General features: G+C 38.0%; 12 protein-coding genes. 5 read left to right on the plus strand and 7 right to left on the minus strand.

Annotated elements, in window-relative coordinates; genetic code table 11:
• The first annotated feature begins 49 nt into the window (after positions 1-49).
• From VKY50_RS11840 to VKY50_RS11850, 3 genes are all read left to right on the plus strand, one after another.
• Positions 50-1,843, plus strand: coding sequence for a chloride channel protein (locus tag VKY50_RS11840; protein WP_324302033.1), 1,794 nt, complete (start codon positions 50-52; stop codon positions 1,841-1,843).
• Positions 1,844-1,897: 54 nt separating this feature from the next.
• The gene (locus VKY50_RS11845) at positions 1,898-2,152 is read left to right on the plus strand and encodes a cytochrome b family protein (protein ID WP_324302034.1); all 255 of its coding nucleotides are present in this window, start codon (positions 1,898-1,900) and stop codon (positions 2,150-2,152) included.
• Between the two features lie 82 nt (positions 2,153-2,234).
• Complete coding sequence (locus VKY50_RS11850) at positions 2,235-2,429, plus strand: cold-shock protein (RefSeq protein ID WP_008990027.1); 195 nt, start codon at positions 2,235-2,237, stop codon at positions 2,427-2,429.
• A 67-nt stretch (positions 2,430-2,496) separates the two neighbouring features.
• On the opposite strand, the gene VKY50_RS11855 is transcribed toward VKY50_RS11850, so the two are convergent.
• Complete coding sequence (locus VKY50_RS11855) at positions 2,497-2,946, minus strand: nucleoside deaminase (protein WP_324302035.1); 450 nt, start codon at positions 2,944-2,946, stop codon at positions 2,497-2,499.
• A 272-nt stretch (positions 2,947-3,218) separates the two neighbouring features.
• Here VKY50_RS11855 and VKY50_RS11860 point away from each other — a divergent pair, with 272 nt between their 5' ends.
• Positions 3,219-3,884 carry an RluA family pseudouridine synthase gene (locus VKY50_RS11860; RefSeq protein ID WP_324302036.1) on the plus strand — a complete coding sequence of 222 codons (666 nt, stop codon included), beginning with the start codon at positions 3,219-3,221 and terminating at the stop codon, positions 3,882-3,884.
• On the opposite strand, the gene sufD is transcribed toward VKY50_RS11860, so the two are convergent.
• The 4 genes from sufD to VKY50_RS11880 all read right to left on the minus strand — a co-directional run bounded on the left by sufD (position 3,881) and on the right by VKY50_RS11880 (position 8,015).
• Entirely contained in the window at positions 3,881-5,197 is a 1,317-nt protein-coding gene (sufD, locus tag VKY50_RS11865) for a Fe-S cluster assembly protein SufD (protein ID WP_324302037.1), read from the minus strand. The two genes, VKY50_RS11860 and sufD, sit on opposite strands and share 4 nt — an antisense overlap.
• 137 nt (positions 5,198-5,334) lie before the next feature.
• Positions 5,335-6,087 carry a Fe-S cluster assembly ATPase SufC gene (sufC, locus tag VKY50_RS11870; RefSeq protein ID WP_324302038.1) on the minus strand — a complete coding sequence of 251 codons (753 nt, stop codon included), beginning with the start codon at positions 6,085-6,087 and terminating at the stop codon, positions 5,335-5,337.
• An 82-nt stretch (positions 6,088-6,169) separates the two neighbouring features.
• Positions 6,170-7,615, minus strand: coding sequence for a Fe-S cluster assembly protein SufB (sufB, locus tag VKY50_RS11875; protein WP_324302039.1), 1,446 nt, complete (start codon positions 7,613-7,615; stop codon positions 6,170-6,172).
• A gap of 70 nt (positions 7,616-7,685) precedes the next feature.
• Positions 7,686-8,015, minus strand: coding sequence for a HesB/IscA family protein (locus VKY50_RS11880; RefSeq protein WP_324302040.1), 330 nt, complete (start codon positions 8,013-8,015; stop codon positions 7,686-7,688).
• A gap of 244 nt (positions 8,016-8,259) precedes the next feature.
• Here VKY50_RS11880 and thiL point away from each other — a divergent pair, with 244 nt between their 5' ends.
• Entirely contained in the window at positions 8,260-9,309 is a 1,050-nt protein-coding gene (thiL, locus tag VKY50_RS11885) for a thiamine-phosphate kinase (protein WP_324302041.1), read from the plus strand.
• Positions 9,310-9,373: 64 nt separating this feature from the next.
• Here the strand turns inward: thiL and VKY50_RS11890 are convergent, their stop codons facing one another.
• Positions 9,374-9,610: a hypothetical protein gene (locus VKY50_RS11890; protein ID WP_324302042.1), complete on the minus strand. Its 237-nt coding sequence runs from the start codon at positions 9,608-9,610 to the stop codon at positions 9,374-9,376.
• Between the two features lie 49 nt (positions 9,611-9,659).
• Positions 9,660-10,439: an alpha/beta fold hydrolase gene (locus tag VKY50_RS11895; protein WP_324302043.1), complete on the minus strand. Its 780-nt coding sequence runs from the start codon at positions 10,437-10,439 to the stop codon at positions 9,660-9,662.
• Between the last annotated feature and the right edge of the window lie 111 nt (positions 10,440-10,550).

Consider the following 10,550-nt stretch of genomic DNA (forward strand, 5'->3'; position numbering starts at 1 on the left):
TAAAATTATATTTTGTAATTTTAAAATGAGGGAATTAAAGCCATGCGGGATGCCACAATCTAAAAGATCATTGTTAGCGCGCTTTCTCATTTGGAGAGCTAAGCATATTTCGCAGCGTGAATTTGTCTATATTCTTAGTATTATCGTTGGTTTCACCTCTGGTCTAGGGGCGGTGATCTTAAAAAATCTCACGCATTACATCCAACTTTTGTTAGAAGGTAAGCTTATTCAAAAATATTCCGAAGCGGCGTATTTTGTATTTCCTTTGATTGGCTTTGTACTGGTCTATTTGATGATGAAATATGTCATTGGTAACAAAGTAAATCACGGTATTCCTTCCACCTTATTTGCCATTTCCAAGCGAAAAGGCCTTATGGAAAGGTATCAAATGGTCGGTAGTATACTTACGGCACCATTAACTGTTGGGTTTGGTGGATCCGTGGGATTGGAAGGTCCAACCGTCTCTACAGGTGCTGCGATTAGTTCAAATATCTCCAGGCTGTTTCATATGAATCAGGCCACTAGAACCCTTCTAATAGGTGCAGCGGCTGCCGGTGCTATGTCTTCGATATTTAAAGCGCCTATTGCCGCAATAATTTTTGCCATAGAAGTAATGAGTCTGGACTTGACCCTAGCCTCTATGTTGCCTTTGTTGTTAGCCTCTATTTCTGGGGTTCTCACTTCTTATTTTTTCTTTGGAAGTGACATCTTGCTTCCATTTGATTTACAAGATGACTTTATTGTAAATGATATCCCGTATTTTATGCTATTAGGGATCGTCGCAGCTGGTGTGTCCATCTATTTTACAAAAGTATATGCCAGTATTCAATATTTCTTTGATCGCATAAACGGCCCTATAAAAAGATTGTTCATCGGAGGGGTAGCCATAGGAGTTATAGTGTTTTTGGTGCCGCCTTTATATGGAGAAGGATATGAGCTTATGAACAACATGGTTCAAGGGAATCCAACAGCAGCCTTGAAAAACAATATTTTAAACATCGATCTGAGCAACATTTGGGGTGTAATTATACTTCTAGTTGGTCTACTTTTATTTAAAATTGTCGCCAGTGCCATTACCTTTGGAGCTGGTGGTGTAGGAGGTATCTTTGCGCCCACCCTTTTTATGGGATGTATCATGGGAAACTGCCTAGCCAAGGTTTTAAACAATATAGGTATTTTACAAAGCCCGGTATCAGAAAGTAACTTTACCTTGGTCGGTATGACGGGACTCATGGCTGGTGTATTACATGCGCCTTTAACAGCAATCTTTTTAATCGCAGAACTTACCGGGGGGTATGAGCTATTTTTACCCCTAATGATCACAGCAACCATTTCCTATGCCATTACAAAGTATTTTGTGCCCTATTCCGTCTATACGATGGAACTAGCTAAGAAAGGAGAATTAATTACACATAATAAGGATAAAGCGGTATTAACACTCATGGATATGGAAACGGTAATAGAGACCAATTTTGTTCCTGTTTATCCCGATATGACACTGGGCGAGATTATCAATCAAGCGGTAGTAAAATCCAATCGAAATATCTTTCCAGTACTGAAACGAAAAACAAATGAACTCATCGGCATTATACTCCTTGACGATATTCGATCCATCATGTTTGATCAAAACTTATACCAAGAGATAAAGGCCTCTGATGTGATGCAAAACCCTCCAGCTATTATCGAACTTGGGAAGGATCGTATGACACACGTAATGCAAAAGTTTCAAGATAGCGGAGCTTGGAATCTTCCCGTGGTAAAAAACGACCGTTATTTTGGGTTCATCTCCAAATCAAAATTACTAACCGCCTACAGGAGAAAGTTAATTGCATTTACAGAATAGTAATTTGACCTATTGTTTTGTACATTAATAAAAATTAAAAGCCCAGTCACTTATATGAAATATCTTATTCAAATATTATTTATCTGCGTTATACTAGGATTTGGATCAGGAATTTACATAAAAAACCTAGTAAATGATCATACAGGAGACCAAGTTCTTGGTGTTACCGTCCTATTTACAGTTTTTATTCTTTTTCCTTTATTTATCTACCATCGTTCCAAAGGAAAAAAGATGTCAGATTATATGTTTACAAAAGAAAATATTGATAAAATGACCAACAAAGACAAGAAATACCCTGATAATCAATAAATTTTGAAATATTTATTTATTTTTTGAAAGTTACTTTCAATTATTTTGATACATTTGAACATTAATTTTTATTATAATTATAATGACTGGTACAGTAAAATTTTTCAATGAGTCCAAAGGTTACGGATTCATAACCAACGATGACACCGGAAAAGACATTTTCGTTCACGTTACAGCGTTGAATGGTGTTGAACTTAACGAAGGAGACAAAGTAGAATATTTAGAAGAAGAAGGCAGAAAAGGCGTGGTTGCTTCACAAGTGCAAGTAATCGGATAAAAATATATTTTATTTTTGTAAAGTACAAAAGTCGTCCAGTCTGGGCGACTTTTTTTATGGTATATGGTTAATTCAGGTTGCGTTTCTGAATAAAAAAATTTTTCAGCAAGTCTTCGGCCTGGTCTTGTAGTACACCTTTGACAACAGCAGTTTTAGGATGTAATTTTGTACCCATGACCTCATATCCTCGATGAGGATCAGAAGCTGCAAAAACAACTTTTGCAAGCTGACTCCAATAAAGTGCTCCACCACACATCTGACAAGGCTCTAAGGTGACGTATAGGGTACAGCCTTTAAGATACTTTCCGCCCAGGTAATTGGCTGCGGCAGTAATCGCCTGCATCTCCGCATGTGCTGTGACATCGTTTAAGGTCTCGGTCAAATTATGTGCTCTAGCAATGATCTTCTGATCTATAACCACCACTGCACCCACAGGTATTTCTCCCTTTTGGTAAGCCTCCTCCGCTTCTTGAAGGGCTTTTTTCATAAAATAGGTATCATCGAATGGATCCATCATAAAACAAAGATCGTAAGTTTGTTTTTAAAAGACTGTATTACTTTTGTAAAGATTTTAAACAACTTGCCATCGAAACGCGAGAAACCCATACTGTTCCCACATTAGAACAACCCATCCGTATACAAGAATATGGGGTAGGTATCTTTAAACATGCTGCCACCAAGTCTGCACTGAAAAAAGCGCTCAAAAAGCAACGAATAACCATTAATAATACCCCTATCACCTCCGCTACCTATATCCATGGAGGCGAAACGATTGTGCTAACGACCCCAATGGATCATCAGGTTATCAACATTCCAGATGTGTCCCTTGATGTACTCTACGAAGATTCATTTTTAGCCGCAATTGTAAAGCCCGCCGGTGTTCTAGTGAGTGGTAATAAGTTTAAAACTATTGCCAATGCACTTTCATATCATTTAACAAAAAGCGGTCAAGGGGATGCTTGTTTACCGCAGCCAGTACATCGTTTGGACTTTGGAACCTCTGGCGTCTTACTCTGTGGTAAAACCCAATCAAGCATTCGTAAGCTCAATAAAATGTTTGAAAACAAACGTATGTTAAAGTCCTATTTTGCCATTACTGCTGGCCAAATGCCACCATCCGGATGTATAGATACTCCGATTGATAACAAAGAGGCCTTGAGTTATTTCGAGGTTATTCAACGGATTGAATCCAAGAAGTACCACTGTCTTAATTTAGTAAAATTAAACCCTAAAACTGGACGTCGTCATCAGCTTAGAAAGCACCTAGCAAGTATTAATCATCCCGTCTTAGGGGATCAAGCATATGGCCTAAAGCATATAAGTAGTAAGGCTAAAGGCCTGCATTTACATAGCTACAGCCTAGAATTTATCCATCCCTATACAGATGAAAAAATATCCCTGGTAGCACCGATTCCAAAACGTTTTAAAAAATGGTTTCCCCAGAAAGCGTATTAAAGGTCAAATCCAATCTTCACGCCTAATTTCATAGCGATTAACTTGTTTACTCGAGCCTTTACCTCAGGTATTTTTACACTCTCAAGGACATTGTTAGCAAAAGCATACATGAGTAAAGCACGTGCTTCCTTTTTAGGAATACCTCTTGTTCTAAGGTAATACAAAGCCTCCTCATCAAGTTGTCCTATGGTACAACCGTGCGAACACTTCACATCGTCTGCAAAGATCTCCAATTGAGGTTTGGCATTAATGGTGGCCTTATCACTGACTAAAATATTGTTGTTCTGCTGGAATCCATTGGTTTTTTGAGCTTCTTTTTCAACGATAATTCTACCGTTAAAAACTCCTGTACTTCGGTCAGCGTAAATTCCTTTGTAGTCCTGATGACTTTCGCAGTTTGGTGTGGCATGGTGTACCAAGGTACTGTGGTCAACATGCTGCTTGTCCTCAATGATAGTAACTCCTTTTAAAGTTGAATTGATATATTCCCCTTTGTGTAAGAACTGTAAATTGTTTCTGGTCAGTTTTCCTCCAAAGGAGAAAGTATGTACGGAAGCATGACTGTTTTGCTGTTGCGAAATATAAGTGTTGTCGATCAAAGATGCACTTTCTTGATCATTTTGAATCTTGTAGTAGTCTACAATACCTCTTTTACTGGTATGAATTTCGGTAACTGCGTTGGTCAGCACAGGGTTCAGATTAAGACTTTGGTGGCGCTCAATTATTTGAACATAGGCATTCTCCCCTACGACAACCAAATTTCGTGGTTGAACCATTTGAGCGGATTCTTTTCCTGTTGAAAAATACAACACTTGAATAGGCTTTTGTACTACCTTCCCTTTAGGAACATTTATAAAAGCTCCTTCTCTAGAGAATGCTGTATTTAAGGCTGTCAGACTATCTTCTTTATCGACAATCTTATTAAAATAATTTTCAATCACTAATTGGTACTTCGGCTTAGTTAAAGCAGCACCCATAGTGCAGACATCGATACCTTCATGAGTGGTTTCGGATAAATGCGAACTGAAAACTCCATCGATAAATACGATTCTGTAGCTATCGATATCATGAATAAAATACTTTTTTATATCGTTGAACTCAATAGCGGATCCCTGTTCTGGGAAAACACTATAGTCGTTTTTTAATAGTGCATTTAAAGAGGTGTATTTCCATGCCTCATCCTTTTTGGTAGGAAACCCTTTTTCCTCAAAGACTTTTATGGCTTGGGTTCGAATATCATGTACAGCGTGATTGACATCTACACGATTCTCAAAAGCCATAAATGATGATATTAATTTATCTTTTAATTCCATGATCCTTAATTCTAATCTGTTTGCTTTTTACCAAAAGCGCTATTTAACAACAGCCCAACTAATATCTAAATATAAAGAAGGCGTAGGCCGCTTGGTGGTTGAAGGCTATTTAAACCAATCTATGAAAATAGCATAGGTTAAACCTCAACCTCTTGTTTAATCCAATCGTATCCTTTTTCTTCCAATTCGAAAGCGAGTTCTTTACCTCCAGACTTCACAATTCTACCGTTGAGTAGTACGTGTACAAAATCAGGAACGATATACTCTAATAGTCTTTGATAGTGCGTAATAACCACTACTGCGTTATCCGCACTTTTTAGTTTGTTAACACCGTTTGCAACAATCCTTAGCGCATCGATATCCAATCCTGAATCAGTCTCATCCAATATCGCTAATTTTGGTGCTAGCATAGCCATTTGGAAGATTTCATTTCGTTTCTTCTCTCCTCCTGAGAACCCTTCATTCAAGGAACGAGACAGAAATTTACGATCAATCTCCAAAAGCTCGGATTTCTCACGAATCAATTTCAGCATCTCATTGGCTGGCATATCTTCTAAACCTTTAGCACGTCTAGTTTCGTTGATGGCTGTTTTTATAAAGTTAGTAACAGACACCCCAGGAATTTCAACAGGGTATTGGAAGGATAGAAATAGTCCTTTATGTGCACGTTCTTCAGGTGCAAGCTCTCCTATATCTTCTCCTAGAAATTCGATATTGCCATTGGTAACTTCAAAATCTTCATTCCCTGCAATTACCGATGACAATGTACTTTTACCAGAACCATTTGGCCCCATGATAGCGTGGACTTCTCCTGGTTTAACTTCCAAGTTAATTCCTCTTAAAATCGCTTTATCCTCTACGCTAGCGTGTAAATTTTCAATTTTTAACATTTGTTTCTTGTTATATGCTGTTATCTCATTAAGCTCCCTTACTTCTATAGTATCCTTAGAGAACCCAACTACCAATTTTTATTTATCCTACAGAACCCTCTAATGAGATTTCTAGTAATTTTTGAGCCTCTACGGCAAACTCCATAGGAAGCTTATTCAATACTTCTTTACTAAAACCGTTTACGATCAAGGCGATGGCCTTCTCTGTATCAATACCCCGTTGGTTACAGTAAAATATTTGGTCCTCACCAATTTTACTGGTTGTCGCCTCGTGTTCTATTTGTGCGGTTTTATTTTTTGTTTCAATATATGGGAAAGTATGAGCTCCACATTGGTTGCCCATCAGTAAGGAATCACACTGGGAGAAATTCCGAGCATTTTCAGCTCTACCATGAACTTGAACAAGTCCTCTATAACTGTTTTGTGACCTTCCTGCAGAGATTCCCTTAGAGATAATAGTACTCTTGGTATTCTTCCCTAGGTGGATCATCTTGGTTCCGGTATCTGCTTGCTGGTAATTATTGGTGACAGCGATGGAATAAAATTCTCCAACAGAATTATCCCCTTTAAGGACACATGATGGATACTTCCAAGTCACTGCTGAACCTGTTTCTACTTGAGTCCAACTAATCTTTGCGCGATTTTCACAAAGGCCTCTTTTGGTCACAAAGTTAAACACCCCACCTTTTCCTTCCTTGTCTCCAGGGAACCAGTTCTGAACGGTCGAATATTTAATTTCGGCATCGTCCATAGCAATGAGTTCCACAACGGCAGCATGCAGCTGGTTCTCATCTCTAGTGGGTGCTGTACATCCCTCTAAGTAACTAACATAACTCGATTCGTCGGCAATAACCAAGGTACGTTCAAATTGTCCGGTACCTGCTTGGTTAATTCTAAAGTATGTTGAGAGTTCCATCGGGCAACGCACCCCTTTAGGAATGTAACAGAAAGAACCATCTGAAAACACCGCAGAGTTCAAAGCTGCATAAAAATTATCTTTTTGAGGCACTACTGTACCCAAATACTTTCTTACCAATTCAGGATGTTTCTGAATGGCCTCAGAAATGGAACAGAAAATAATTCCTTTTTCTCCTAAGGTCTTTTTAAAAGAAGTTGCCACGGAAACAGAATCCATTACAACATCCACTGCAACCCCAGCAAGTTTCTTTTGTTCATCTAAAGAAATACCTAATCTTTTAAAGGTATCCAACAACTCTGGATCCACCTCATCTAAACTTTGGTACTTTGGTTTTGACACAGGAGCTGAATAATAGGAAATGGCCTGGAAATCTGGCTTCTTATAAGTCACATTAGCCCATTCTGGCTCCTCCATCTGCTTCCATTGGCTGAAAGCTTCTAATCGCCAATCCGTCATCCATTGTGGTTCATTCTTCTTTTTAGAAATCGCACGAACTATATCCTCATTTAAACCAACAGGTAAGGTATCCGATTCTATATCTGTATAAAACCCGTACTCGTATTCCTTGGTTTCGAGTTCTTTTTTTAATTCTTCCTCTGTATATGCCATCTTACTATTAAAGTTGTTACGTAGAAACACTATTGCTTTCTACCTAAAAATTAACTATAGAATTCGTTTTCTATAACGAAAAGCTTTCACCGCAACCGCAGGTTCTTTGTGCATTGGGGTTATTGAAGACAAATCCTTTCCCATTTAGTCCGCCAGAATACTCCAATACGGTACCAACGAGATACAGAAAGCTTTTTTTGTCGACGATGATTTTAACCGAATTGTCTTCAAAAACCTTATCCTCTTGTTCTTTGTTTTTATCAAATCTCAGATCATAAGATAATCCACTACAACCACCACTCTTAACTCCAACGCGCACAAAATCTTGCGCAACGTTAAATCCATCGTCCGCCATTAATTCGGCTATTTTCTTTTTCGCTGATTCAGAAACTTTTATCATTATATTTTCATTATTTCCAAATGGTCTACAAAAATAAGATATTCATTATGATTTACCATGAGTATATCCATTAATATATTAAATCCTCTTATAACCTTTTGTTATGCCATTTGATTTTTCCTTACAAAAAATTTAAAATAACTAATTATCAAGGATTTTAAAGATGGGTATCGTTTAAGAATCGAGTACAACTTTTAAGAGTAAAAGCTTATAAAACACTTAAACTCTATTTATATTTGCAGCTATGATAGAAGATAAAAATCCACAACGTACCTCCATATCAGAATTGGGTGAATTTGGTTTAATTAACCATCTCACTAACATTTTTGAAATCAAACACCAAAGTACTGTAAAGGCTATTGGTGACGACGCGGCAGTGCTCGACTTTAAGAGTAAACAAGCAGTCGTAACTACAGATCTATTGGTAGAAGGTGTACATTTTGATTTAGGGTATATGCCTTTAAAGCATTTGGGATACAAATCTATCATTGTCAACCTCTCCGATGTGTATGCCATGAATGCGAAGGCTACACAAGTAACGGTTTCCATAGCGCTCTCTAATCGCTTTCCACTAGAGGCTGTTGAGGAACTATACGAAGGGATTAAATTCGCTTGTGATCTCTATAAGGTCGATTTAATCGGAGGAGATACAACTTCATCTAATAAAGGTTTGTTGATTTCGGTAACTGCCATAGGTGAAATCAACCCAGAAGATGTGGTTTACAGAAGCGGCGCACAACCCAATGATTTGTTAGTAGTCACTGGAGATGTTGGTGGGGCCTATCTAGGACTTCAGGTTCTTGAACGTGAAAAACAAGTCTTCCAAGTAAACCCACAGAATCAACCAGATTTGGATCAATACAGCTACATTATAGAACGTCAGTTAAAGCCAGAGGCAAGAAAGGATATCCCTAAGCTATTAAAAGAACTTGGTGTAAAACCTACCGCCATGATTGATGTTAGCGATGGATTGTCCTCTGAGATCATCCATATCTGCAAACAATCCAAGGTCGGTTGTAATTTATACGAAGATAAAATCCCATTGGATCCACAGACCATTTCCACCTGTGAGGAATTCAATATTAGTAGTACGACTGTAGCCCTTAGTGGTGGAGAGGATTATGAATTACTTTTTACGATTTCTCAAGAAGATTACCCTAAAATCAAAGCGAATCCAAGCCTTACCATCATTGGCCATATGACACAAGAATCCGAAGGCATGCACCTAATCACTAGAGCAAATACTAAGATACCATTACAAGCTAGGGGTTGGAATTCATTTGACAAGGCATAAAAACGCCAAGGCCTAATGAATAATTTCAATGGCGGGCGGTATAAAATCTTGTAACGGAGGAAATCTAAGCGACCGACTGAACTTGGTGTCTTTTACGATAAAATTTAGCCAAGGACTCATTGATTTCCTTTAATTCTGGAGTCAAAACATCCAACGTACCTGATTCTGTAGTGGTCAATTCGCACTTGCAATTTTTACAAGTGTATTCCGCAACATGAGAAGTGATTTTTTTCGATACCACATAGCGATGACCGAACACAGCGCAAAGGGCTCTTTTGAATGTAGATTTTGAGGATTTCATAATAATAAGAATTTTGGGTAAAACAAATATATAATAATCTGTAAACCAATCAAGTATTTTTTAAAAAAATATTGATTTCATCGATAAACTCCACTTTATTCTCTATGAAACTCATATGCCCATCAGCAAATTCAACAAAATCCACTGAGGTATTCCGGACTTGATCAATGAGGTCATCATACTTAAGCACAGGATCTTTCCTTCCTATAATCATCATTTTAGCAAAGGGAGTAAAGTGAAGCAATATTTCTCTGTCATCTCTAATTTTCATTCCCTCCAATGCAGCAACAATTCCTTGCAAAGGAGTTTTTAAAGCCTCTTTTTTCAAGACTTTTATTTCCTCAGCGAAAATACTTCTGTTTTTAGGCCTAAAAAGATTCGATATCCCCATTCGAACAAAAGTCTTATGATCTTTTTTTACCAATTCAATGGCACGGTCGCGGCTATCTTTTCGCTCTTGGGAATCTGCTCTAGCTGTAGAATTTGCGAGCACCAATCCTTTTACCTCATCAGGATATGCCTCCGCATATGCAAGAGCAACGTAACCTCCCATGGAATGCCCTATAAACGAAACACGTCTGAGTTTTAACCATTGGAGAACAGTTTTTACTGCCTCCGCCATCTGTTCCATAGTATGCACATAGCCTATACAGCCAGATTTACCATGTCCGAGTAAATCAATACTGATTACTCGGTAACGCTTCACTAAAGATGCTTTAACAGAATCCCATACTGAAGAATTCTCTAAAAACCCGTGCAATAGCACAACAGTCGAACCTTGACCTTCATCTTGGTAATACACTGTTGTTCCTTTAAAATTTATGGTCATTGCGCGTAGTTCTCAAGTACTTAATTCTGATAACAAAAACCAATAACAAGAGACTAAAACTAGCGCCTGTTATTGGTTTTGCATCATATTATCGATTCATCCAATCTTCAA

Source organism: Galbibacter sp. (assembly GCF_035306585.1).
In the GTDB taxonomy this organism is placed as follows: Bacteria; Bacteroidota; Bacteroidia; order Flavobacteriales; family Flavobacteriaceae; genus Galbibacter.

Coding starts and splice junctions, on each gene's coding strand:
- VKY50_RS11845 (WP_324302034.1), top strand. CDS start 1,898: ATGAAATATCTTATTCAAATATTATTTATCTGCGTTATACTAGGATTT.
- VKY50_RS11890 (WP_324302042.1), bottom strand. CDS start 9,610: ATGAAATCCTCAAAATCTACATTCAAAAGAGCCCTTTGCGCTGTGTTC.
- VKY50_RS11850 (WP_008990027.1), top strand. CDS start 2,235: ATGACTGGTACAGTAAAATTTTTCAATGAGTCCAAAGGTTACGGATTC.
- VKY50_RS11855 (WP_324302035.1), bottom strand. CDS start 2,946: ATGATGGATCCATTCGATGATACCTATTTTATGAAAAAAGCCCTTCAA.
- sufB (WP_324302039.1), bottom strand. CDS start 7,615: ATGGCATATACAGAGGAAGAATTAAAAAAAGAACTCGAAACCAAGGAA.
- sufC (WP_324302038.1), bottom strand. CDS start 6,087: ATGTTAAAAATTGAAAATTTACACGCTAGCGTAGAGGATAAAGCGATT.
- VKY50_RS11895 (WP_324302043.1), bottom strand. CDS start 10,439: ATGACCATAAATTTTAAAGGAACAACAGTGTATTACCAAGATGAAGGT.
- sufD (WP_324302037.1), bottom strand. CDS start 5,197: ATGGAATTAAAAGATAAATTAATATCATCATTTATGGCTTTTGAGAAT.
- VKY50_RS11860 (WP_324302036.1), top strand. CDS start 3,219: ATGGATCATCAGGTTATCAACATTCCAGATGTGTCCCTTGATGTACTC.
- VKY50_RS11840 (WP_324302033.1), top strand. CDS start 50: ATGCCACAATCTAAAAGATCATTGTTAGCGCGCTTTCTCATTTGGAGA.
- VKY50_RS11880 (WP_324302040.1), bottom strand. CDS start 8,015: ATGATAAAAGTTTCTGAATCAGCGAAAAAGAAAATAGCCGAATTAATG.
- thiL (WP_324302041.1), top strand. CDS start 8,260: ATGATAGAAGATAAAAATCCACAACGTACCTCCATATCAGAATTGGGT.